Consider the following 23165-nt stretch of genomic DNA (forward strand, 5'->3'; position numbering starts at 1 on the left):
TGGGCTTTCACCTTGAAAAGTCCAGTGGATAAGCCTAGTTTTCTAATTGATTGGAGGAAGATGAGTTATGGCAGGAAATGGCCAGTCTCGTACAGCAAGACGTAAACAAAAAAACTCAAAAAAGAAACCGATTTGGAGACGCATTTTTCTACTGGCTCTCATTGCTATACTGGTTATTGGGATAGGAGTTGCGGCTTTATTCTCCTACTATATTGCCACAGCCCCGGAAATTGATGCATCCAAACTGAAAAGTCCCTTTCCATCAAAAATTTATGACAGAGATGGAGAATTGATTGCCGACCTTGGTAATAAAGCACGCACAAAAGTAGAATATGAGGATTTACCGGATGTTTTAATTGATGCCGTGACAGCTACAGAGGATTCCCGATTTTTTGAACATCCTGGCATTGATATTTGGCGTATCGGCGGAGCGGTTATCGGTAATATCACAAACGGCTTTGGCTCACAAGGTGCCAGTACAATCACACAGCAGCTCGTTGAAAAATCGTTCTTGAGTCATGAGAAGAAAATCAGTATCAAGGTACAGGAAATGTGGCTTGCCTTACAGCTTGAACAGGAATATTCCAAAAAGCAGATCCTTGAGATGTACCTGAATAAAATTTATTACGGCAGTGGTGCTTATGGTGTAGGGAAAGCTGCTGAAGTATATTTTGGAAAAAGTGATTTAAGCAAACTTACATTGCCGGAAGCGGCGATTTTAGCCGGACTTCCACAACGTCCGTCTGCTTACAACCCGTATGAGAATCCGAAACTAATGAAAGAACGGATGAAAACTGTCCTGTATCTGATGGTTCAGCACGATCGGATTACGAAAGAACAAGCAGAAAAAGCAGGCAACGTTGACATTAAATCCCTTCTCTCCAAAAAAGAGGAGAAAAATAATAAATACCTCGCTTTCCTTGATCGGGTTCGAAAAGAAGTGAAAAATAAAGTTGACGGTGCAGATATTTATACGGATGGATTAAAAATCTACACTACCATTGATACCGATATTCAGGAGCATGTACAATTTCTGTTATCTGAAAGTGAGAACAATCCTATCGATTATCCAGGTCCAATAACAGATTCAGAAGGCAATCAAGCCAAAATGAAAGCTGGAATGGTTGTACTGGACACGCAATCCGGAGCCATTAGAGCAATCGGCGGCGGACGTAATTACAAACATGGATTGAACTATGCAACAGACATAAGCCGGCAGCCGGGATCGACTTTCAAACCGATAATTGCATATGGTCCTGCAATTGAATCCAAACAATGGTCAACGTACCATCAGTTGAATGATGACGGCCCATTTGAAATCAAAGGAACAGATCAGGAAATCCATACTTGGGTAAACGGCGGTCACTATTATGATTGGGTCTCCATGCGGTTTGCACTAAGGGAGTCGCTTAACGTGCCCGCTGTAAAAACGCTGACAGAGGTTGGATACGACACAGCACAAAAGTTTGCGGAAAATCTTGGAATTGAATTTGCAGATGATAAGCTTACATTGACAGATGCAATTGGTGGGTCCGCAACAGGAACAAATCCGATGGAACTTGCTGGTGCCTATCGTGCCTTTGCAAATGGCGGTATTTATAATGAACCATACGCGGTTACCAAAGTAGAGTTTCCGGACACGGGTAAAACAGTAAATCTGAAACCGGAACCGGAAGCAGTTATGTCTGACTATACCGCATATATGATTACCGATATGCTGAAAACAGCAATTACAGAAGGTACCGGTAAACTGGCGGATATACCCGGCATGCCGGTTGCAGGTAAAACAGGTACCACCAATTTGGAAGGAGTAGATGGCAGTCCGGATTCATGGTTTACCGGATATACGACCAATTATACAATTTCAGCATGGACCGGATATAATAATCAGAAACTGGTGCTTCCGAACACGAAAATTCCACATGCCTTGTTCAAGAATACCATGACGGAAATTTCCAAGGATATGGAAACACCTGATTTCGAAAAACCTGATTCGGTTGTTGAAGTGGGCGTTGAGGAAGGTTCAAGACCTGCTAAACTACCGAGTGCTTACACACCATCATCCGAGATTGTAAAGGAACTGTTTGTCAAGGGCCATGAACCAACATCAACTTCCGAAAAATTTGATCAGCTTGATCCTGTAAGTAACCTGAAAGGAACATATGATAAAGACGCTAATTCCATTAAGGTATCATGGGATTATAGCTCCGATGATAATGTTTCCTTTGATATTAGAGCAAGTGTTAATGGCGGTTCCATGCAAAGTTTGTCATCGACTGATGACCAATCACTTGAAATTTCCAATGTAGAACCTGGTGCATCGTATCAAATTCAGGTTATCGCCATCAGCGATGATTCACAGGTCGATAGCAGTTCACCTGAAACAGTAACAGTTAAAGTACCTGGTGAAAACGAAAATAAAGAAGATGAAGAAAATGGCAATGAACCGATGAAGGTAACAGGTGTCAACGCATCATTTAATCCAGACAATAAAAAAGTAACCATGTCGTGGGATTATTCCGGACCACCTGCAACGTATAATGTTGTCATTCAAGGAATATCTTCACAGGAAGTTTCATCGACAAATGCATCCTACTCCTTGGAGTTTCCGCATCCCGGTAAAACATATACCGTTTCGGTTGTCCCTATTGGTAAAAAAGGAAGCAACCAAGGACAGCAGGGTACTCCTGGAACGACCCAATTTACCGTACCAGCTGATTTCGGAGCTGATGAGGGCGGTGACGATGGAACGGGCGGCCCTGGAGAAGATGATGAAAACGGCGGGCCCGGCGGTGACAATGGAGCTGGTAACGGAGAAAATGGTCCCCCGGGAAATGGCGATGAAAATGGACCGGAAGATAACGGAAATTCAGATGAATAACAAAATCCCGTATCACGATTATCGTGGTACGGGATTTTTCGTTTGGTATTTAACCTGTCAACGTATTTTTAGTAAACTAAGCTTTTTTGACTGCTTTATCAAGCTTCTTCATTCGTTTTTGTCCCTCTCTGCACAACTGCAGCAGCGGACATTCCGGACACTCCGGGTTACGTGCTTTACAATGATACCGTCCAAAGAAAATCATCCTGTGATGGGTATCAGCCCATTCTTCTTTAGGCACCTTCCGCATTAACGTCTGTTCCACCTCCAGTACGGAATCTTTCCATCGGCAAATCGCCAGACGCTTGGCCACACGTTCCACATGTGTATCGACCGCAATTGCAGGTTCTTTAAAAGCAACTGAGGCAACAACATTCGCAGTTTTCCTTCCTACCCCCGCGAGTTGCATTAACGCGTCCCTTGATCTCGGTACCTCACCGTCATATTCGTCAAGCAGCATTTGACAGAGTTTACGGATATTCTTTGCTTTATTTCGGTATAAACCGATTGACTTAATGTCCTGCTGCAGTTCTTCAAGTGGAACAGCCAAATAATCTTCAGGGGATTTGTATTTTTTGAAAAGCGGTTCTGTAACTTTATTGACAAGTACATCTGTGCATTGTGCAGATAATAAAACAGCTATTACAAGTTCAAAAGGATTGCTGTGTCTTAATTCACATTGGGCTTCCGGAAACATTTCCTTCATAATGCCAAGGCAATATTCAACTTGAGACTTGTTTAACATGCCTACTCCCCCTCTTCCAGCCAGTTATAGTAAAAGGATGTATCTCTCGTTTTCGGTTGTTCTTCTTGTTTATCTGCTTGCCGATTATGAAACTGTTTGCTTGCCTGACGCGCTTCATCAACGGAGTGGATTCCTTTCTTTTTCCACTCGCGAAGTATTCGGTCAATGTATTTGAAATTCAATTTCCCCATTAATACTGATTCCCGTAACGCCGCTTTTATCAAGGATGGTACGATTTTATCTTCATCAAGCCATACATTGATCATTTCTATTTCAAACGGAGAAAGCGGACGCCCGAATTCTTGTTCAAAGAGGATAAAGATCGTGCCATCCTCACTTTTTTCCGATGGTTTTTTTTCTTGTTCTTTAAACAATGTGTTCCATAACGGATTTAAACTGTATGCTTCACTTATCTGATGTGATTCATTTTCAGTTTGTTCAATCGCAATCAAATTACGTTGAATTAGTTTGCGCAAAATCTCAGCACACTCTTTCTCCCCGAATGATAAATAAGATGCCAAATCTTCTGGTGTGGGAAAATCATTTTGTTCATTTAAAAAACGATGAATATGAATGATTACCATAACTTCTTTCTCATTGAGGTTTAATGAACTGTATGATTCAAGCAGTTTGAGTGGTATCTGAACCTGATTCAGCAATACGTCCTGAAAAGAAATGGACTTCTTCATTTTATAACACCTCGTTAAAAGTATAACATGCGTAATAAAATCCCCTGCCATTGGAGCAAGGGATTTTCAATCTTTATGGATAAAGTCTGTTTAATAAGCGTGGGAATGGGATTGTTTCTCTAACATGTTCAACTCCGGACAGCCACGCTACTGTTCGTTCAAGGCCAAGACCAAATCCTGAGTGAGGAACACTACCGTACTGACGAAGTTCCAGATACCATTTATAAGCGTCACTGGTTAAATTGTGTTCTTCGTAACGTTGTTTCATTAGTTCCAAATCATCTATTCGCTGTGAACCGCCGATGATTTCACCATATCCTTCCGGTGCAATCAAATCAGCACATAGTACAACTTCGGAACGTTCCGGATCAGGTTTCATGTAAAATGCCTTTATTTCTGCAGGATAATTTGTAATAAATACCGGTTTATCAAAATGCTCCGCAATTGCTGTCTCGTGTGGCGCCCCAAAGTCTTCACCCCACTCAATATCGTTAAAGCCTTTCTCCTGCAGCAATTTAATCGCATCATCATAACTGATTCGCGGGAAAGGTGCCTTAATGTTCTCAAGTTTTGATGTATCCCTTTCAAGTATATTCAATTCAAGTTTACAATTTTCCAATACAGACTGAACAACGAAACTTACGTACTGTTCCTGGATTTCCAAACTTTCTTCATGATCCACAAAGACCATTTCAGGTTCAATCATCCAAAATTCAATAAGATGTCTCCTGGTTTTCGATTTTTCAGCTCGGAAAGTCGGGCCAAATGAAAAGACCTTTCCAAGTGCCATCGCTGCAGCCTCCATATAAAGCTGTCCACTTTGCGATAAATACGCTTCTTCATCGAAATATTGTGTGTGGAACAATTCAGTTGTTCCCTCAGCAGAGGATCCGGTCAAGATTGGCGGATCTACTTTTACATAACCATTATCATTAAAGAATTGATACGTTGAGCGAATAATTTCATTACGGATTTTCATGATGGCGTGCTGTTTTTTTGAACGAAGCCATAAATGCCTGTGATCCATCAGGAATTCAGTACCATGTTCTTTTGGTGTAATCGGATAATCGGTTGCTTCCTGAATTAATTCAATATTGCTTACTTGCATTTCATATCCAAACGGAGAACGTTTATCTTCAACAATTGTACCTGTAATATACATTGATGATTCCTGTGTCATATTTTTGGCCAAATGAAATGTCTCTTCTGATACATCATTTTTCACAACGACTCCTTGCATAAATCCGGAGCCATCACGAAGTTGTAAAAAAGCAATTTTACCACTGGACCGTTTATTGGATAACCATGCCCCGATTGTCACTTCCTGTCCAAGTGAATTTGGTGCTTGTGAAATTGTTGTCTTCAAAAAAATTACCTCCACTGCCTAAGATTGATGGTTTATTACAAAACGTTTTATGCGTGCCGCCGCCTCATTTAATAAATCAATTGAAATTGCATATGATAATCGTACATTATCGGGAAATCCGAATCCTGATCCTGGTACAAGGGCCACTTTTTCTTCTTCCAGAAGTGCTTTTACCCAGTCATCTGTTGAATCAAATCCATTTTTCTTCACAGCTTCTTTCACATTCGGAAATAAATAAAACGCCCCTTTTGGTTTCTGACACGATACTCCCGGAATGTCATTTAATAATTCATAAAGTGTATCCAGGCGCTCACTAAAGGTATTACGCATTTCGTCACCAGCGTCTTCTTTAGAGCAATAGGCAGCAAGTGCAGCATATTGCGCTATTGATGTCGGATTGGATGTTGACTGTGAAGCCAGGCTGGTCATAGCTTTGATGATTTTTTGCGGTCCGGCGGCATAGCCAATCCGCCAGCCAGTCATGGAATGTGATTTGGAAACACCATTCACAACAATGGTATGCTCTTTTAACTGCTCTGATATACTTGCGATTGATACATGCTGATCCACAGTATAAATAAGTTTCTCATATATTTCATCTGACACAATTAAGATATTGTGTTTCAGACAAATTTGCCCGATTTTTTCAAGTTCATCCTTGCTATACATCATACCAGTCGGATTACTTGGTGAATTAATGATGACTGCTTTTGTTCTGTTTGAGATGGAATTTTCCAATTGCTCAGGTGTTATTTTGAAATTATTTGCTTCATCAGCTTCAACGACTACAGGTTTTCCACCCGCAAGTTTAACCTGTTCCGGATAGCTTACCCAATATGGTGCAGGAACAATAACTTCGTCCCCTGCATTTAACAATACCTGAAATAAGGTATAAAGGGCATGTTTTGCACCGGTTGTAACGATTATTTCATCGGAGGAGTATGACAAATCATTATCCTGTTTAAACTTGGCCGCAATTGCTTCTTTAAGTTTCGGAATACCTCCTGAAGGGGTATATTTCGTAAACCCGTTTTGCATAGCTTCATTTGCAGCATCTATGATAAATTGCGGTGTATTAAAATCTGGTTCCCCTGCTGCTAAACCAATCACATCATGTCCTTCGTTTTTCAGTTCTTTCGCCTTTGCTGTTATCGCCAATGTTGATGATGGTGTTAATGTTTTAACTCGGTTTGCTAACTCCATGTAGTAATCCCCTTCCTAATTGAACATCTGTTTTAATCGAATCTGTTCAATCCGGCTTCCATCAAATATGGACAAATAATCGAAGACATATCGATCTGATTCATCAATAAATGTAACTTCCCAGGCTGCTTTCTCACCTATTAGTGCTGGTGTGATTTCGACAAGTTCGCATGTTCCGCACTGGGATTTCCATGCCTTCTGAATGGAAGTCTCCGGAATGATTTTCTTTCTATCGATGACTTTTATATTGCCGCCTTTATCAGAAGACGGGTAAAAAGCAATTTTCTTTTGCATTTTTTTAGTTTGACCATAAACAATGTAGTACGCTTTTTCACCATGATACTGTTCAATTTTGTCAATAGAGCTGATGTTTGTTTCGTGTTTGACCGTTTGCTGTACTTCCGGATAGGATGCTGTCTTTGTTTTCTGGATATCATAATACAAATATACACTATAGATAAAACAAGAAAGTAAAATAATACATAAGATGCCGATTGTCCATTTAAGCCAGGCTGGTAAGTAAATGTTCATCTTCATGTTTCCAGCTTTATGAATTGTATATCCATCATGTTACCTCCATTTAAAAATGCTTCTTGTTTTATCAAATTTTGCTACTCATAGAGTTCGCTGCATTGACCAAACTATAAGTAACGTTGTAAATAAATGAACCCAATAAACAGTATAACAAGCATTGCAGCTAATGTGTTTAATTTTATTTATTTCAACAAAATTTTTCCTTCCCATACCAGCTTATACTGATGCATCAATCGGTGCATCAGTATTTTTTTAATAATAACATTTTTTTAAAACCACTTATCGGCTTTATCCATCAATTTTTCAGTCGAATCATAAGAAATTGGTACATCAGGTATTGATTTTGTGAAAAATTTACCATAACGCGATTTAATTATTCGTGCATCACAAACAAACACTATTCCCCGATCACTGGCAGATCGGATCAGACGGCCAAATCCTTGTTTAAACCGTATTACTGCATTAGGCAAAGCTAATTCAAAGAACGGATTTCTGCCCTGGTCCTTGAACCGTTGTGATTTTGCTTCATAAATTGGATGATTCGGCGGCTGAAAAGGGAGTCGTACAATCATAAGACAGGATAAATCATCGCCCGGGATATCGACACCTTCCCAAAAGGAACTTGTTCCCAGCAGAATAGACTGATCAAATGTCTGGAAATTTTTCTTTAATCTTGACCGGCTTCCACTTGAAATACCTTGTGCAATAAGCATATATTCGTTCGTATCCATCGTATCTTTCAGAAGCCAATATGATTTTCGAAGCATTTCATATGACGTAAATAACACCAGCATCCTTCCCTGTGTAATTCTGGCCAGCGATAAAATTGCCTCACAGGTCGAATATATAAACGCTTCCTGGCTCCCCTGTCTGATGTCCGGAAAGTCATCGGGAATCATCAATTGAACTTGATTCTGATATGAAAACGGCGACTCAATTTTAATTGAGTTTGTATCTTCTTTCGTTAAACCAAGTCGGTTTTGAACAAACGAAAACGAATTTCTCATGGTTAATGTTGCACTTGTCAAAACAATACTCTCTTTTTCATTAAAAAACGCATCTGCAAGTATAGTTGACATATCCGTCGGTTCGCTATACAGGTAAACGGCGTTTTTTGCACCGTATGCGTCAATTTCTATCCATTTTACCTGCTCGTCTTTTCCATCCTTTAAAAGGAATAACTGCTCTGTCCGATCAATAATGGACTGTAAAGCCTCGATCGCATCAACCAAGTTATTTTTATCATTTCTGTCCATCTTTTCCGATTTGGTGATATAATAATCCAGCTGTGACAACATATGGATTAAATCACGCACATAAAAAATAAATCGGGAGACCATCTCCAGAATGACATTCCACTTTTCCGATTGTTCCTCGCCATCCTTAAACCGATATTGGATCCGGCCAATATCACTTAATGAACGGTCTCTTTGTTTTTGCTCAATTACATATTGAAAGATGAGGCGGAACAGGTCATCAACTTCATGTTTTGCTTTTTGGAAAGTATCATTCCAGGTTTCGAAAGCAAATTGTTCATTCGTAAAGCCATACTTTCCTAATGTTTTACCCAGCAAGCTATCTTCATCTGCAGTTCCTATTTGCGATAGTGTGTACTGTACGGAGACGTAATCAAGCTTCATACCATAATGTTTGGAAGCCGTTTCTTCCAGATGATGCGCCTCGTCAATGATTGCTTTATTATAAGAAGGCAGAAATTGATAATCATGGAACATATCTGTACTGAGTAATGCGTGATTGGTGATTAAAATGTCTGCCTGTTGGGCTTTTTTTCGGGCTTTTTGGTAGTACGACTTTGCAAACCATGGAGAATTCGGATCAGCATATCCTTCCGTATCACTGGAGATTCTTCGGTAAAAATAATAACCGCTTGAAGGAAGTTGTATTTCATCAATATCCCCTGTTTCTGTTTCCGTTAACCAAACAAGAATCATCGCTTTCGTCAAAACAACATCATAATTGTCAGACGTGTTATCTGCCAGTGACCGCTCAAATTTCTCAAGGCTGATATAATGTTGTTTTCCTTTTAATAATGCAACATTAAAAGGAAATGAAAGCAGACTTCGCACCAAAGGTATTTCTTCATCCATCAGCTGTGACTGGAGCTGAGTCGTATATGTACTGATTACAATTCGTTTTTTAATCCTAACAGCTTCATAAACTGCCGGCAACAAATAAGCAAGCGACTTTCCGGTTCCGGTTTCAGCCTCAATGAGTGCATGATTGTTGGATTCGAATGCATCGTATACCGTTTCAGACATCCATCTTTGACCAATTCGTTTTTCATATCGATCCATTAATTTCTGCAATCGACCGTTTTCCTCATAAATATCGTCCAGAAAATTTCCAAACGTAACAGGCAGATCCTGAACTTCTTTTTTTTGAATTTCAATTGCTCTAAAAGCAAGCCCTCTGAATGTATCAATGCCCTTTTCCGGCTCAGTTGAAATACCAAATGATTGTTGAAGGTCTTCCAGTAACTCATGTAAGTCGGATTTCAAACTTTTTGAAAGGTGCAATAAATGTGTAATCGTTTCATACGGCAATGTAGATAACTTCTGTTTTAGGGCAAGGAATAGTTCAGCTGTAACAATCGCATCTGAAAGTGCACGATGTGGATCATGATGATCCAGTTTCATGTACTCCGCGAGCTGGCCAAGCTTGAATCCCGGTGCCTTGGGGCAAAGAATCCGTGCCAATTCAACTGTATCAAGAACAGGGTTCGTTAATTTGGCTAACCCGGAAGCAGCAAACGCTTCGTTGATAAACCCGAGATCAAATGGCACATTATGTGCAATGATATAGCAATTTTGCAGCATATCAGCAATTTCATGTGCTCTGTCAAGGAAAAGTGGTGCATCCGCTACATCTTCATTTGTGATACCTGTCAGTTTAGTTATAAAAGAAGAAATCGACTTTTCCGGATAAAGCATTGTGGAAAATTCATCAGTGATTTGGTCTTTCTCTATAATGACGATTCCAACTTCAATAATTTTATCGCCTTTTGAAGGTGAATGTCCTGTTGTTTCCAAGTCAATCACCGCAAAACGCTTCTCCATTGAATCCACCCGTCTTCCGTCAATTTACTCCTATTACAAATCAAAGTTTGTAATAGAAAAAAGGCTGGGACATATTCAAAACGTGTCATTTAAAAGACGAACCAGCCTTATTTCACCATTCCGATCGTTACAATTCTGTTAATGGTGCTTCCTGTTCAACAAGCTGCATAACCTTGTTATCTTCATCCATTAGGGCGACTTTTGGTTTGAAGGTAGCAAGTTCATCATTCGATACCATTGCATATGAAACAATTATAACAATATCATCTTTTTGAACAAGTCTTGCAGCCGCCCCATTTAAACAAATTACGCCGGTCCCGCGTTCACCGGGAATGACATATGTCTCCATTCGAGCACCATTATTGTTATTTACAATTTGTACCTTTTCATGTGGCAGAATATCTGTATTCTCAAGAATATCCTGATCAATGGTAATACTGCCCACATAATTCAAATTGGCTTCGGTTACACGGGCACGATGAATTTTTGCTTTCATCATGGTGCGAAACATACCGGTTCCCCCTAGTTTATCGTAGTAGCTTTCCTTCTCTGTCAAAGATCAGATTGTCAATCAGCCTTGCCTGATTGAAATTTACAGCAGCAGCGATAATGATGCTGTTATCGTTTTCTGTGACCGGTTTTAGTTCCGGATAACTTAGAACCTCCACATAATCCACAGATCCCGACGTTTTGTCATGAATAATTTTTGTTGCTTCCTTTACCATCTTAGCAGGATTTAATTCACCGTCAACAACGATTTTTCGTCCATGTTCCAGTGCCTTCTTCAGCCATATTGCTTCCGCCCGCTCCTGCTCGTTTAAATTAACATTCCGGCTGCTTTTGGCCAATCCGTCCGCTTCCCTGACAATTGGAAGTGTAATCAGTTCAATCGGAAAGTTCAAATCCTTTATTAGTGCTTCAACCACAGCGGCCTGCTGTGCATCTTTAATGCCGAAATATGTTTTATCTGGACGGACTATATGAAATAGTTTAATTAATACAGTGGCAACTCCTTCAAAATGCCCCGGCCTGGATTTACCGCACATGACGTTTGTTCTTTCTTTCGCAATGATTTCAAGTGTCATTTTCGAAGGGTACATATCATCTGCTTGCGGGATAAACAAAAAATCCACCCCAGCCGCTTCCGCTTTCTTCCTGTCATTTTCCAAGTCACGCGGGTAACGGTCAAGATCCTCATTTTCACCAAACTGCAGCGGGTTCACGAATATACTAGTAACGGTTATATCATTATCTTTGACTGATTCCTTCATAAGTGAAATATGTCCCTCATGGAAATACCCCATCGTGGCTACAAAACCAATCATGTTTTCCTTGCCAAGTGTCAGCATCTTCTTTTGCATTTCATTTACTGAATGAATAATTTGCATACCATCTACTCTTCCTTATTGGTTTCCGGTAAAAATTTCCGGTCTTTGATCTTAAAGGTATAATCTGCTGAGGGAAAACGCATTTCTCGTACATCAGCAATATATGATTCCAATCCGCGCTTTCCTTCCGAATTAAAATCGGCATAGGCCTTAACAAACTTTGGAAGTCTGTCAACGCCATACTGTAAGATGTCATGATATACAAGTACCTGTCCGTCACAATCAACCCCAGCGCCTATACCAATCGTCGGGATAGAGATTTCAGCTGTTATAATTGCCGCCAGTTCTTCCGGTACACATTCCAAAACAAGAGCAATTGCTCCACTATCTGCCAAATTTTTAGCATCTTGAAGCAGTTTTCCGCCTGCCTCTTTGTCTTTTCCCTGTACCTTATATCCGCCGAGAACATGTACGGACTGTGGTGTAAGTCCCAGATGAGCGACAACAGGAATTCCCGCTTCCGTCAGGCGACGTGTTGCTTGAAGAATTTCTTCACTTGCCCCTTCCAGTTTCACAGCTTGTCCATCTGTTTCCTGGATGAGCAGTTGAGCATTTTGCAATGTTTGTTCCAATGAAATATGATAAGACATAAATGGCATATCAATTACGACAAATGTATCCGGGGCACCTCTTTGAACAGCCTTGCCATGATGGACCATATCATCCATCGTTACTTTGACAGTTGAATCGTATCCGAGTACAACCATCCCCAGCGAATCCCCGACCAGAATCATGTCAACACCTGCAGCTTCAGCGGTTTTGGATGATGGATAGTCATACGCAGTAACCATTGCGATTTTACGATTCTCCGTTTTCATTTTTTGCAAGTCAATTCTGCTCAGCATTATACATCCCCCGCTTCCTCAAACCATTCTATTTCCGCAGAATATATTTGTTCAATTCGATTATTGTTACCCTGAATTAGTAATGCGCCATCTTCACCGATTCCGATAAATTTTGCATACCATTCATCGCGTAATGTTTTAATTAACAGCCGCTCTCCAATCCGGTATCCATAATGTTCCCACTTTTGCTTAACTGTTTGAAAGCCATTTGTCATATATGTATCATATGCACGTTCAAACGTCATCAATATTTGCTGAATCAGATCTTTTATGTTCGAATTTTGGCCGCTTTCAATTGCTAATGATGTAGCCTTATGCTTAATGTCATCCGGAATTTCATCCGTTTCCTGATTCACATTGATTCCTATCCCAATCACAACATATTGAATTTGGTCCTGTTCTGCCTGCATTTCGGTCAGAATGCCTGCTGTTTTTTTGTCATGGATCAGCAGATCATTGGGCCACTTAATCTTCGGCTGTACATTCACGTAGGAGGCAAACACATCCGCAAGTACTGTTGCTGTAAGCAATGTCAGCTGTGGGGCAAGATTTGGCGGGATATCCGGTCTGAGAATAAGACTCATCCATATCCCTGTTCCTTTGGATGAATGCCATTGCCGATTCATCCGGCCCTTCCCTTTTGTTTGTTCATCTGCAATTACAACCGCACCGTTGGCTGCCCCATCTCTTGCAGCTTGATGGGCTATCTCCTGGGTAGTGGAAGTTGATTCCCTATGTATAATGGATTTCCCGATCCAACTGGTGTGCAGTCCCCATTGAAGTGTATTCTCACTGACTTTATCCGGGAAATGAATTATCCGGTACCCTTTTCTGGATACGCCTTCAATCGTATACCCGTCTTTCTCAAGTTCACGCATATGTTTCCAGATCGCACTTCTGGAAATGTTCAATTTCTCAGAAAGGAGTTGGCCGGAAACATATTTATCGTTGCTCGATGACAGAAGTTCAATTAATTTGTTGCGGTTGGATTCCATTTTATCCATTCCTTTAAATCGTTTTTATTATTATTTACTTGACCAGTTATAACAGAATACTCTACAGCGTTTATAATTTCTTTGATCCACGCCCCGCTTTTTCGGTTCGGGAACAACTGTTTTATCTCGTTTCCATTGATCATTAAATCGCCTTTGGAATGAATTGGCAACTCGCGATATATGTCCATTAAATAATCAAGTTTCAGTTGTTCCTGAAAAAGTATATTCGCCAATACTGTAAAGGCCGAAAAATGATTGAAAGACAACTTGTAAACGAGCCAGTTATTTAGCCCGTTTTGTTTCAATTCCTCGAGTCCCCTGCTTAAATTGGCTGCCTCATACTTTTCTTTATTGGAACATTTCCAGTTTCTGATCCAGTCCTGAATGGTAATTTCAGGATTCAGATAGTGGAATAATGCGACAAGTGCCCCAAACGAAGGTACAGGTGCCATTTGGTCAGGAAGATTGTTAAGAAGTCTTTGCTTATCTTCAAAAACGGGTAAATACTCTTGAAGTCTTATTTCCTTTAAATAGAACAGGCCATGCTGCACGTCAAATCCCGCAAAAAGTTTTTCGATTTCCTGTTTTATTCGTTCGACTGCTATATTTTTGATTTCCTGTTTAACCTGCTTCATAGCAGTCATTGTGTCTTGATGGATGGAAAACCCAAGCTGACTGGAAAACCTTAGTGCCCTGACGATACGAAGCGGGTCTTCCTGAAAGCGATCATATCCATTACCGACTGTTCGAATAATCTTATCCGCTATATCTCTTCTTCCATGGAATAAATCAATTATGGCCCCATCTTTATCCATTGCAAGTGCATTAATTGTAAAATCCCGACGTTGTAAATCCTTATCAATAGATGTCAGGAAGGTAACGGAATCAGGATGCCGATGATCGGAATAAGTCCCTTCTGAACGAAAAGTTGTCACCTCAAACGACTGCTGCCGATGGCGTACGATGACAGTCCCATGCTGCAGGCCAACAGGAATGACATTTGAAAATATCTTCTGCACATTTTCCGGAGAAGCTGATGTGGCAATATCGATATCGCCAATATCTCTTTCAAGGATCAGGTCCCTGACACATCCTCCCACGAAATAAGCTTCGAAATTATGTGCTTCAAGACATTCTAATACTTCTTTTGCATGATTAAAAATAGCTGATTGCATATCGCTCACCGTTTCAAAATTTCCTCATAGAGGGCATTATACTGATTTACAATATCCAAGGAAGAAAAGCAGTTTCTTGCATGCTCAAGTGACCTTTTGGAAAACTGCTCCTGCATCCCATCGTCACTTAACAGCCTGATTGCATATTTGGCTGCCTGATTTGTATCGCCTACATCGACAAGATAGCCTGTATTTCCATGATCAATTACTTCCGGAATCCCACCTATTTTAGTTCCGATACAAGGGACTTCACATGACATTGCTTCGAGTAAAACAAGTCCGAAACTTTCCTTTTCGGATAAAAGCAGTTTCAAATCTGAGATAGAAAGCAGTTCACTCACATTCTTTTGCTTGCCCAGAAATAGTACCTTATCTTGGAGACCGAGTTGGTTTACCAACTGAACCATGTCCGAATATTCAGGACCATCTCCTACCAGCAGCAGCTTTGCGTTCAAATGCTCCTGTATTTTGTCAAATGTATGGATAACATCCTGTACCCGTTTTACTTTACGGAAGTTTGAAATATGGATAATTACTTTTTCATCTTCGCGGATCCCGTAGTGTTCTTTAATGCGTGGATGCTCCTGTTTTACATAATTATCCTCATTAACAAAATTATAAATAACATTTATCTTATTTTCCACACCTAGCATCTCTTTTGTTTGATTAACGAGGCTGTGTGAAACAGCTGTGACCGCATCCGACTTTTCAATCCCGTGCCTGATCATTTTCTTAAGTGAATGGTCATATCCCAATACCGTAATGTCTGTACCATGCAAAGTCGTGACAATTTTTACATCATGGTTGGCAATATCCTTGGCGAGTATGGCACATATTGCATGCGGCATTGCATAGTGAACGTGAAGAATATCCAATTTCTCCTGATCGATTACTTCTGCCATCTTATTAGCCATTGCAAGATCAAATGGCGGGTATTGAAAGACTGGATAATGATTTAATTCTACCTCATGATAAAAAATCGCCGGATTGATATGATTTAGCCGAAACGGCAGGCTGGATGTAATAAAGTGGATTTCATGTCCCTGTTCCGCCAGCAGCATTCCCAGTTCAGTGGCAATGACACCTGAACCGCCCACTGTTGGATAACAGGTGATTCCGATTTTTTTCATTGATTATTACCTTCTTTTTGTTGCTTTGAAATAACTTCTCTCCAAGAAAAGTCCCCGCGTCCCAGAGCACGAATAACAATTTCAGCTGCCGCTATATTCGTTGCCAGTGGTATCAGGTGTACGTCACATAAGCGCATTAATGCACTTACATCCGGTTCATGCGGCTGTGCAGTCAATGGATCTCTTAAAAAGATGACAATATCCATTTCACTGTTGGCGATTTTAGCGCCTATTTGCTGGTCGCCGCCAATTGGGCCGGATTGAAAGCGGAAGACATCCAACCCTGTCGCATCGGCAATTCTTTTTCCAGTTGTACCTGTAGCAAATAGATTGTGATCTTTTAAAATATGTTCATATGCAATACTGAAATTTATAATATCCTGTTTCTTTTTATCGTGGGCAATCAAGGCGATATTCATTTGTCCTTCCCCCTAGTCAAGAATATTATCCAGTCCATATACCAGTTCATTCAAATTCATTACTTTGTTAACTGCCAGTTTTACCCCTGCCATAAATGATTGGCGATTATAAGAGTCATGTTTGATTGTAAGGGTTTGTCCCGATCCGCCGAACAGAATCTCCTGATGGGCGACAAGGCCGGGAAGACGAACACTGTGAATATGAATACCGTCCGTATTTGCACCACGCGCACCTTCCAATGTTTCATGTTCATCGGGGTGACCCTGCTGCTTTGATTGCCGCGTGTCTTTAATCATCTCTGCAGTTTTAACCGCTGTGCCAGACGGGGCATCCAGTTTGTTGTCATGGTGTTTTTCAATAATTTCCACATCGGGTAAATATTTTGCAGCTTCTTTCGCAAAACGCATCATCAATACTGCCCCCACAGCAAAATTCGGGGCGATAATACAGCCTGTACCATGCGATTCAGACAAATCCCTCAATGCTTCGATTTGATCGGAAGTAAATCCGGAGGTCCCGACAACCGGACGAATGTCATACAGTAATGCAAGCTTTGTATTAACAAATCCCGCCTCTGGAACCGTCAGATCAATCAGAACATCTGCCTCTATGTTCTGAAAGCATGCCTCCGGATCCTCGTAAAATGGCACTTCCAAATCAGGTAATCCATCGATCTCATTCATCATTTTTCCATCATTCTTCCGGTCAATGCAGGCTGCCAAGTTAAAGTCTTCTTCATTATTCACCATTTGAACTGCCTCAGACCCCATACGTCCTCTGGGTCCTGCGATTATGATCCTGATGCTCATCGTAGTATTCCTCCAGTTAATTGTAATTGATTAATTTTTCTTAGTCCATCTGTCTTTATCTCTGATTTCTATTTTGCTTATTGACTGTTCAAATGCTTCGGATAAATCGATGTTCAGCGAGTTAGCAAAACAGGTCAAAACGAAAATGATATCGCCAAGCTCCTCTTCCACCGTTTTTTCTTTTTCAGTAGTTTTTTTCGGTTTTTCTCCAAAGTAATGGTTGATTTCCCGTGCTAATTCCCCTGTTTCCTCAGTCAGTCTCGCCATTAGACTGAGTGGAGAAAAGTATCCCTCCTTGAATTGGGATATGTAGGAATCAACCCTTCTTTGAATTTCCTCCGTACTATATGGCTGTTGATTTGTTCCCATGTATCTATACATCTCCTAAGCTAATGAATCTTCTTTAATGTTAGCTAATCGAACATACTTTGACAAATGTTTCGTTTATATCGGAAAAATCGATTTGTTCAAGTTACCGTTATTGTCTATAATAATAAGAGTGTTTATGGATTGGAGGTACGGTTAATGGTTTTTGGATTAAAAATAAAAAATATCTTGTTCATACTTTTGGGTTCTGCCATTTTTTCGTTTGGCGTCGTTCACTTTAATATGCAAAACAACCTTGGTGAAGGTGGATTTACCGGAATCACATTGCTGTTTTATTTTCTTTGGAAATGGGATCCTGCGATTTCGAACCTGATCTTAAATATCCCGGTCTTTTTTATCGGATGGAAATTTTTAGGAAGAAATACATTTCTTTATACAATCATTGGAACTGGTGCAGTATCCATCTTTCTGTATGTTTTTCAGATAAACCCACTTAAGATTGACTTACATTCAGATATGACGCTTGCAGCATTGTTTGCCGGGGTGTTCATTGGCGTAGGACTGGGAATCATTTTCCGATATGGCGGAACTACTGGTGGTGTTGATATTATAGCAAGGCTTGTCCATAAATATATCGGTTGGAGTATGGGAAAAACAATGTTCCTGTTTGACTTTGTCGTCATTACCACATCGGTATTTACGATATTGGATTTAGTAAATGGAATGTACACACTTGTAGCTGTATATGTCGGTGCCCGTGTGATTGATTTTATTCAGGAAGGTGCCTATTCCGCACGAGGGGCAACAATTATCTCTAATAATAATGATGCTATTGCTGAAAAGATCATCAAAGATATGGACCGTGGTGTGACAGTCTTATCGGGGCGTGGCAGTTTTACGGGTGAAAAACGCGATGTCTTATATTGCATCGTTGGAAGGAATGAAATTGTGCGTTTGAAAAACATTATTAATGATATTGACCCACATGCATTTGTCGCAGTAAGTTCGGTGCATGATGTTGTTGGTGAAGGATTTACACTTGATGAAAATAAAAATCCGATAAATGATTAAGATAGTGTACACACTTGTTTTTTGGAGGTAAATTTCTCGGATAACTAAAAAAGTGTCATGTTTTAAAAATAAACATGACACTTTTTCAGTTTTCGTTCGATTGTAGTTTTAGAAGGGATTATAAAAACATAGCCCTGTATTTTATTCATTGCTGGCAGCATAGATAAAAATAAATCTTACCAGTTCTGCAACAGCAACAAGTGCAGCAGCTACATATGTCAATGCAGCAGCATTTAATACTTTCTTGGTTTCCCGTTCCTCATTATTACGGATGATCCCTGTTGAGACAAGCTGCGCCATCGCTCTGTTGGAGGCATCGAATTCAACTGGCAGTGTAACCAGCTGGAACAGTACGGCAGCTGACATAAATATTATGCCAAACAGGAGCATTCCGGCCATGTTAAGAAGAATTCCGGCTATGATCAGGAAAAAGGATATATTTGATCCTGTTGAAGCAAGCGGTGCCAGTGATGATCTGAAACGCAGAAATGCATAATCATGAGCATCCTGTATCGCATGTCCGACTTCGTGTGCTGCAATAGCTGAAGAAGCCATTGACTGACCATGATAGTTGCCTGTTGATAATCGAACAACTTTTTTACGCGGATCATAATGGTCAGACAAAACACCTCTTGTTTCCTCAACATCCACATTATATATACCATTGTCGTTTAATATCTTGCGTGCCACTTCGGCACCGGTCATGTGGGACGAAGTTGCTTTTTTCGAATATTTTTTATACGTGCTTTTTACTTTAGATTGTGCCCATAATGGTATTATCATTAGCAGCGCAATGTATATTATATAACCACCAAGACCACCCAGCATCATACATTCCTCCATATAATGTTTTGATAAGGTCAATTTTAGTCAAATTTTAACGAAAAGTCAACTATTTGGATCCTTATTTAAGTGTTTTTTCTTCTCTGCTTTATATTTTCTCCAGCTTACATACGTTAATGTTATGGCGATACAACCACCAACAATAATGGTCATCCAAAACAATGGTTCCATTGCTGAATGATTTGCCTTGGCAAAAATGAGTATTGCTGTATTTTCTTCCGCACTGACTGAAACGGGTGCAAACAATAGCCAAATCCCTATGAGAATGCATAGTTGGTTGAATTTTCGCTGATGTTTCATAAGGATCACCTCACATAGCATCTTCTAATCTAATGTATGTGAACCACCAACAATATATAACAAGCAGTTATTTAACGAATTTATTTTTACGATGCACAGTCAGCCAGTATGCGATAGCAATGGAAAGAATGCTTAACCAGAATGTGAAATATCCAATCTCATTCATATAGGAGGTTAAGGAAGAATATACAGGCATCATTTCAAAAACATAGTCAATAATGTCATTATGCAATGTCCATATTGCTGCCACCATTATATGCCGAAATTTAATTTTATAAAAAGGGGCATATAGCAGTCCCTGAATCGCCATCGCACCATGTGAAACCATAAGCATATATCCTTGCCAATTTAATGTACCATCAACAATTAATGTAAACAAATTCATGATAACGGCCCATATGCCATATTTAAACAGTGTAATGATGGCCAGCGATTCAATATAGGGCACATTTCTCCCAAACAGGAAAAACAGGAGAAAAATGGTAAAAAACAAACTCGCGGTTGGACTATCCGGAACAAATATAAGAAATATATCCGGCGTTTCCGCAAGTTGAAAACGATACCAATAATAACCGTAAATTGTACCCAGCAGGTTAATAATAAATAACGTTAAAATAATTCGTTTATCCGACAATATGTATTTGATCATTTGTTTGATCCTTTCTGTTACGTTTCTAAAACGGAAGAGCACCTTCACCAGATGGCAAAAGTGCTCCTTACGTTTACTTATTCTTTTGCTTGCTTATTAACTGATACAATAAATTGGACTAACTTTTCAAGTTCTTTATCGGAACCTTTAAACATACCCGGAGGCATTTGTCCGGTACCTTTTTGGGCAATTTTAGCAATTTCTTCAGGTGAATGGTCAATACCAATCAGTGATGGTGCTGCTGATCCTCCCTGCAGATCTTCACCGTGACAACTCATACAGTTGCTTTTGAAAATTGCATAGCCTGGGTCTTCTTTATCAATTTCAACCTGCTGAGATGGCGGAATCGGCTGATTTGCTTCAGCGCGTTTTTCCCAATCCACATGGGCTGCAGATTTATATGTCAGCCAAATACATGCCAGAAGGCCTAAAAGCATCATTCCAACTGCTACCGGACGCTTATGTGGACGTCTTCCTGGTCCATTATCCAAAAACGGAGCCAATAATAGTCCTCCGAAAGCCAGGCCAGGAATAATAATGATACCAAACAATATATATGGTCCACTTGCAAAGTCAAATTTTAAAAGTTCATATAAAAATAGGAAGTACCAGTCTGGCAAAGGTATATAGCTTGCGTTAGTCGGATCAGCCATACCTTCCAGTGGAGACGGATGTGCCAATGTCAAACACAGGAAACCGACTAAAAATACAGAGCCCGCCAACCATTCTTTTAAAAGAAAGTTGGGCCAGAATGCTTCGGTTCTTCCGGGATATTCAGAATAATCTTTTGGAATATTAGGCTTTCGTTCGGCTGATATTCGTGAGTCGCCGACGAATTTCATTCCTTTACCCTTATGCACAGTTCTACCTCCTTTTATTTTATAATGGTCCGGAAATACCCTGTCTGCGAATCAGTACAAAGTGAACAGCCATTAAACCGAACAATGCGGCAGGTAAAAAGAAAACATGAATTGCAAAAAATCTGGTCAGTGTTTGTGCACCGACTATTTCCGAATCACCTGCAAGTAATGTTTTAAGTTCATCGCCAATAAACGGAACCTGTTCTGCAATATTCAACCCTACTTCTGTAGCAAAGTAAGCTTTATTATCCCAAGGCAGCAGATAACCAGTAAACCCAAGTCCGAGCATTGTGAAGAATAAAAGCACTCCGACCATCCAGTTAAGTTCACGCGGTTTCTTGTAGGCGCCCTGGAAAAACACCCGCAATGTATGTAGTAGTAACATTACAATAACAACACTGGCCCCCCAGTGATGCATTCCTCGTACAATTTGGCCATGTGCCACTTCTGTTTGCAGATAGTAAACAGACTTCCAAGCATTCTCAATATCCGGAACGTAATACATTGTTAAAAACATTCCAGATAAAATCTGAATGACTACCACGAAAAATGTCAATCCTCCAAAACAATAAACAAAAGCTGAAAAATGATGGGCAGGATTAACATGTTCAGGAACTTCATGATCCGCAATATCGCGCCATATTGGCGTAATATCGATACGATCATCAATCCAATCATACATCTTCTGTAACATAATTACGCCTCCCCTTGAGGATGTGCTTTACCTATAAACAGCATCCCGTTTTCAACTTTGTGCTCATAAACATCCAATGGTTCTGTTGGCGGTGTATTAGGTATGTTCACACCATTTTTTTCATAACGTCCACCATGACATGGGCAATAAAACTGATTTGGAAACTGATCACTGCCTTCCCATGAAACAACACAGCCAAGGTGTTTACATATTGGGGAAAGTGCTACAATGTCGCCGTTATCATTTTTATAAACCCAGGCGGATTTACTGACTTTTGATTCATACCAGCCATCGACCTGTTTAACCTTCCAGTCGACACGTTGTGGTTTATTCGTAATGTCATCCACAGCAATGCCCGCATTCGACAATTCACCTGCACTTGACTTCTTGAAAACCGGATCAATAGCCATTCGAATCGGTGAAATCATCAGGCCAGCTGCCATAAACCCACCTACACCGGTTAACGTGTAATTCAAAAACTGGCGACGGGATACTCGCTGCTTATCTTCGCTCATGATTTTCCCCCCTCTTTATACATTTTTCACGGACAAAATATAATTTAATCAGATTACTAGGACATTACCATGATAGCGCAAACTGTTTGTCCGGTCAATATATAATCGACATTATCATAAAAGATTCGAAATTAAACATCCTTTACAATAAGCTATTCTGCCCAATAGGTTCGGATTAATTCACTAACTTGTTCAACCTGGCTGCGAATTAGACGCTGCATTTCTTTTGAATCTATTTCACCGTCTGTTATGCCTGGTATCCACAATAATGTCCCCGGCACAGCTTGTTCAACTTTTTTCCAGGAAGAATCAAAGGTTGTAAAAAACACATGGTTAACTGGCTGGCTGTTCATATCTTCTGTCCATGTATTTATCCGGTCGATTTCCGATTGCTTATCGGCAGTTTTCAGGTAGTTGTAAGTTGGTGTCAATATAACCCTGCCTGTCAGCTCCTGTTCAAGTTCAGTTGAAAATGCTTCCAAAACTTCACGTTGAAACGCATCTTTTGTCACGTCCGAATCCTGTGATAATTGAAACGGCAATAATGGAATAATCATCGTATCTATATATTCCTTTGCACTTAAATACTGTTCCAACTCATCTTTTTTCCATCTCATACCTTACCCTGCCTCTCTGATAACTAGTACAT

Annotated in this window: 24 protein-coding genes; 2 read left to right on the forward strand and 22 right to left on the reverse strand. The window is 40.1% G+C overall.

Going from position 1 to position 23165, the window contains the following annotated elements:
* Positions 1-67: 67 nt before the first annotated feature.
* A complete protein-coding gene (locus tag B1K71_RS10410; protein WP_077326626.1) occupies positions 68-2881 on the forward strand; it encodes a PBP1A family penicillin-binding protein in 2814 nt (937 codons plus the stop codon).
* A gap of 76 nt (positions 2882-2957) precedes the next feature.
* On the opposite strand, the gene nth is transcribed toward B1K71_RS10410, so the two are convergent.
* From nth to B1K71_RS10485, 15 genes are all read right to left on the reverse strand, one after another.
* Positions 2958-3626: an endonuclease III gene (nth, locus tag B1K71_RS10415; RefSeq protein ID WP_077326628.1), complete on the reverse strand. Its 669-nt coding sequence runs from the start codon at positions 3624-3626 to the stop codon at positions 2958-2960.
* Positions 3627-3628: 2 nt separating this feature from the next.
* Complete coding sequence (locus tag B1K71_RS10420; RefSeq protein ID WP_077326630.1) at positions 3629-4315, reverse strand: DnaD domain-containing protein; 687 nt, start codon at positions 4313-4315, stop codon at positions 3629-3631.
* Between the two features lie 73 nt (positions 4316-4388).
* Complete coding sequence (gene asnS / locus B1K71_RS10425; protein WP_077326632.1) at positions 4389-5681, reverse strand: asparagine--tRNA ligase; 1293 nt, start codon at positions 5679-5681, stop codon at positions 4389-4391.
* Between the two features lie 18 nt (positions 5682-5699).
* Positions 5700-6884: a pyridoxal phosphate-dependent aminotransferase gene (locus B1K71_RS10430; protein ID WP_077326634.1), complete on the reverse strand. Its 1185-nt coding sequence runs from the start codon at positions 6882-6884 to the stop codon at positions 5700-5702.
* Positions 6885-6899: 15 nt separating this feature from the next.
* Positions 6900-7415, reverse strand: a complete 516-nt coding sequence (locus tag B1K71_RS10435; RefSeq protein ID WP_077326636.1) for a cell wall elongation regulator TseB-like domain-containing protein — start codon at positions 7413-7415, stop codon at positions 6900-6902.
* A gap of 272 nt (positions 7416-7687) precedes the next feature.
* Complete coding sequence (gene dinG / locus B1K71_RS10440) at positions 7688-10495, reverse strand: ATP-dependent DNA helicase DinG (RefSeq protein WP_077326638.1); 2808 nt, start codon at positions 10493-10495, stop codon at positions 7688-7690.
* A 127-nt stretch (positions 10496-10622) separates the two neighbouring features.
* On the reverse strand, positions 10623-11006 hold the full coding sequence (panD, locus tag B1K71_RS10445; protein WP_077326640.1) for an aspartate 1-decarboxylase: 384 nt from the start codon (positions 11004-11006) through the stop codon (positions 10623-10625).
* A 16-nt stretch (positions 11007-11022) separates the two neighbouring features.
* The gene (panC, locus tag B1K71_RS10450) at positions 11023-11883 is read right to left on the reverse strand and encodes a pantoate--beta-alanine ligase (RefSeq protein WP_077326642.1); all 861 of its coding nucleotides are present in this window, start codon (positions 11881-11883) and stop codon (positions 11023-11025) included.
* Positions 11884-11888: 5 nt separating this feature from the next.
* Positions 11889-12728: a 3-methyl-2-oxobutanoate hydroxymethyltransferase gene (gene panB, locus B1K71_RS10455; protein ID WP_077326644.1), complete on the reverse strand. Its 840-nt coding sequence runs from the start codon at positions 12726-12728 to the stop codon at positions 11889-11891.
* Positions 12728-13723 carry a biotin--[acetyl-CoA-carboxylase] ligase gene (locus B1K71_RS10460; RefSeq protein ID WP_077326646.1) on the reverse strand — a complete coding sequence of 332 codons (996 nt, stop codon included), beginning with the start codon at positions 13721-13723 and terminating at the stop codon, positions 12728-12730. Before B1K71_RS10460 ends, panB begins: the two co-directional genes overlap by 1 nt.
* Positions 13699-14898, reverse strand: coding sequence for a CCA tRNA nucleotidyltransferase (locus B1K71_RS10465; protein ID WP_077330186.1), 1200 nt, complete (start codon positions 14896-14898; stop codon positions 13699-13701). The genes B1K71_RS10460 and B1K71_RS10465 overlap by 25 nt, the downstream gene beginning before the upstream one ends.
* Before the next feature lie 5 nt (positions 14899-14903).
* A complete protein-coding gene (gene bshA / locus B1K71_RS10470) occupies positions 14904-16028 on the reverse strand; it encodes an N-acetyl-alpha-D-glucosaminyl L-malate synthase BshA (RefSeq protein WP_077326649.1) in 1125 nt (374 codons plus the stop codon).
* Positions 16025-16447 carry a methylglyoxal synthase gene (gene mgsA / locus B1K71_RS10475; protein WP_077326651.1) on the reverse strand — a complete coding sequence of 141 codons (423 nt, stop codon included), beginning with the start codon at positions 16445-16447 and terminating at the stop codon, positions 16025-16027. The genes bshA and mgsA overlap by 4 nt, the downstream gene beginning before the upstream one ends.
* Positions 16448-16459: 12 nt before the next feature.
* Positions 16460-17257 (reverse strand): 4-hydroxy-tetrahydrodipicolinate reductase, encoded by a 798-nt coding sequence (gene dapB / locus B1K71_RS10480; protein WP_077326654.1) that lies wholly within the window; start codon positions 17255-17257, stop codon positions 16460-16462.
* A gap of 30 nt (positions 17258-17287) precedes the next feature.
* Complete coding sequence (locus B1K71_RS10485; protein ID WP_077326656.1) at positions 17288-17626, reverse strand: nucleotide pyrophosphohydrolase; 339 nt, start codon at positions 17624-17626, stop codon at positions 17288-17290.
* 156 nt (positions 17627-17782) lie between these two features.
* Between B1K71_RS10485 and B1K71_RS10490 the strand changes: the two genes are divergently transcribed.
* Positions 17783-18655, forward strand: coding sequence for a YitT family protein (locus B1K71_RS10490; protein ID WP_077326658.1), 873 nt, complete (start codon positions 17783-17785; stop codon positions 18653-18655).
* A gap of 141 nt (positions 18656-18796) precedes the next feature.
* Here B1K71_RS10490 and B1K71_RS10495 read toward each other — a convergent pair whose 3' ends face one another.
* From B1K71_RS10495 to B1K71_RS10525, 7 genes are all read right to left on the reverse strand, one after another.
* Positions 18797-19483 carry a zinc metallopeptidase gene (locus B1K71_RS10495; protein WP_077326660.1) on the reverse strand — a complete coding sequence of 229 codons (687 nt, stop codon included), beginning with the start codon at positions 19481-19483 and terminating at the stop codon, positions 18797-18799.
* A 60-nt stretch (positions 19484-19543) separates the two neighbouring features.
* Positions 19544-19798: a sporulation protein YpjB gene (locus tag B1K71_RS10500; protein ID WP_175631894.1), complete on the reverse strand. Its 255-nt coding sequence runs from the start codon at positions 19796-19798 to the stop codon at positions 19544-19546.
* 67 nt (positions 19799-19865) lie between these two features.
* The gene (locus B1K71_RS10505) at positions 19866-20447 is read right to left on the reverse strand and encodes a DUF1405 domain-containing protein (RefSeq protein ID WP_077326664.1); all 582 of its coding nucleotides are present in this window, start codon (positions 20445-20447) and stop codon (positions 19866-19868) included.
* A 77-nt stretch (positions 20448-20524) separates the two neighbouring features.
* Positions 20525-21307 carry a menaquinol-cytochrome c reductase cytochrome b/c subunit gene (locus tag B1K71_RS10510; RefSeq protein WP_077326666.1) on the reverse strand — a complete coding sequence of 261 codons (783 nt, stop codon included), beginning with the start codon at positions 21305-21307 and terminating at the stop codon, positions 20525-20527.
* A gap of 19 nt (positions 21308-21326) precedes the next feature.
* Positions 21327-22001, reverse strand: coding sequence for a menaquinol-cytochrome c reductase cytochrome b subunit (gene qcrB / locus B1K71_RS10515; protein ID WP_077326669.1), 675 nt, complete (start codon positions 21999-22001; stop codon positions 21327-21329).
* 2 nt (positions 22002-22003) lie between these two features.
* Positions 22004-22516, reverse strand: a complete 513-nt coding sequence (locus B1K71_RS10520; protein WP_077326671.1) for a QcrA and Rieske domain-containing protein — start codon at positions 22514-22516, stop codon at positions 22004-22006.
* A gap of 152 nt (positions 22517-22668) precedes the next feature.
* Entirely contained in the window at positions 22669-23133 is a 465-nt protein-coding gene (locus B1K71_RS10525; protein ID WP_077326673.1) for a DUF2487 family protein, read from the reverse strand.
* Positions 23134-23165: the final 32 nt, after the last annotated feature.

The sequence above is a fragment of the Virgibacillus siamensis genome, from assembly GCF_900162695.1.
Lineage (GTDB): Bacteria > Bacillota > Bacilli > Bacillales > Amphibacillaceae > Lentibacillus > Lentibacillus siamensis_A.

Excerpts from the sequence above, each read along its gene's own strand:
- B1K71_RS10410 (WP_077326626.1), top strand. The coding sequence starts at position 68 with ATGGCAGGAAATGGCCAGTCTCGTACAGCAAGACGTAAACAAAAAAAC.
- nth (WP_077326628.1), bottom strand. The coding sequence starts at position 3,626 with ATGTTAAACAAGTCTCAAGTTGAATATTGCCTTGGCATTATGAAGGAA.
- B1K71_RS10420 (WP_077326630.1), bottom strand. The coding sequence starts at position 4,315 with ATGAAGAAGTCCATTTCTTTTCAGGACGTATTGCTGAATCAGGTTCAG.
- B1K71_RS10430 (WP_077326634.1), bottom strand. The coding sequence starts at position 6,884 with ATGGAGTTAGCAAACCGAGTTAAAACATTAACACCATCATCAACATTG.
- B1K71_RS10435 (WP_077326636.1), bottom strand. The coding sequence starts at position 7,415 with ATGAACATTTACTTACCAGCCTGGCTTAAATGGACAATCGGCATCTTA.
- dinG (WP_077326638.1), bottom strand. The coding sequence starts at position 10,495 with ATGGAGAAGCGTTTTGCGGTGATTGACTTGGAAACAACAGGACATTCA.
- panD (WP_077326640.1), bottom strand. The coding sequence starts at position 11,006 with ATGTTTCGCACCATGATGAAAGCAAAAATTCATCGTGCCCGTGTAACC.
- panC (WP_077326642.1), bottom strand. The coding sequence starts at position 11,883 with ATGCAAATTATTCATTCAGTAAATGAAATGCAAAAGAAGATGCTGACA.
- panB (WP_077326644.1), bottom strand. The coding sequence starts at position 12,728 with ATGCTGAGCAGAATTGACTTGCAAAAAATGAAAACGGAGAATCGTAAA.
- B1K71_RS10460 (WP_077326646.1), bottom strand. The coding sequence starts at position 13,723 with ATGGAATCCAACCGCAACAAATTAATTGAACTTCTGTCATCGAGCAAC.
- B1K71_RS10465 (WP_077330186.1), bottom strand. The coding sequence starts at position 14,898 with ATGCAATCAGCTATTTTTAATCATGCAAAAGAAGTATTAGAATGTCTT.
- bshA (WP_077326649.1), bottom strand. The coding sequence starts at position 16,028 with ATGAAAAAAATCGGAATCACCTGTTATCCAACAGTGGGCGGTTCAGGT.
- mgsA (WP_077326651.1), bottom strand. The coding sequence starts at position 16,447 with ATGAATATCGCCTTGATTGCCCACGATAAAAAGAAACAGGATATTATA.
- dapB (WP_077326654.1), bottom strand. The coding sequence starts at position 17,257 with ATGAGCATCAGGATCATAATCGCAGGACCCAGAGGACGTATGGGGTCT.
- B1K71_RS10485 (WP_077326656.1), bottom strand. The coding sequence starts at position 17,626 with ATGGGAACAAATCAACAGCCATATAGTACGGAGGAAATTCAAAGAAGG.
- B1K71_RS10490 (WP_077326658.1), top strand. The coding sequence starts at position 17,783 with ATGGTTTTTGGATTAAAAATAAAAAATATCTTGTTCATACTTTTGGGT.
- B1K71_RS10495 (WP_077326660.1), bottom strand. The coding sequence starts at position 19,483 with ATGCTGGGTGGTCTTGGTGGTTATATAATATACATTGCGCTGCTAATG.
- B1K71_RS10500 (WP_175631894.1), bottom strand. The coding sequence starts at position 19,798 with ATGAAACATCAGCGAAAATTCAACCAACTATGCATTCTCATAGGGATT.
- B1K71_RS10505 (WP_077326664.1), bottom strand. The coding sequence starts at position 20,447 with ATGATCAAATACATATTGTCGGATAAACGAATTATTTTAACGTTATTT.
- qcrB (WP_077326669.1), bottom strand. The coding sequence starts at position 22,001 with ATGTTACAGAAGATGTATGATTGGATTGATGATCGTATCGATATTACG.
- B1K71_RS10520 (WP_077326671.1), bottom strand. The coding sequence starts at position 22,516 with ATGAGCGAAGATAAGCAGCGAGTATCCCGTCGCCAGTTTTTGAATTAC.
- B1K71_RS10525 (WP_077326673.1), bottom strand. The coding sequence starts at position 23,133 with ATGAGATGGAAAAAAGATGAGTTGGAACAGTATTTAAGTGCAAAGGAA.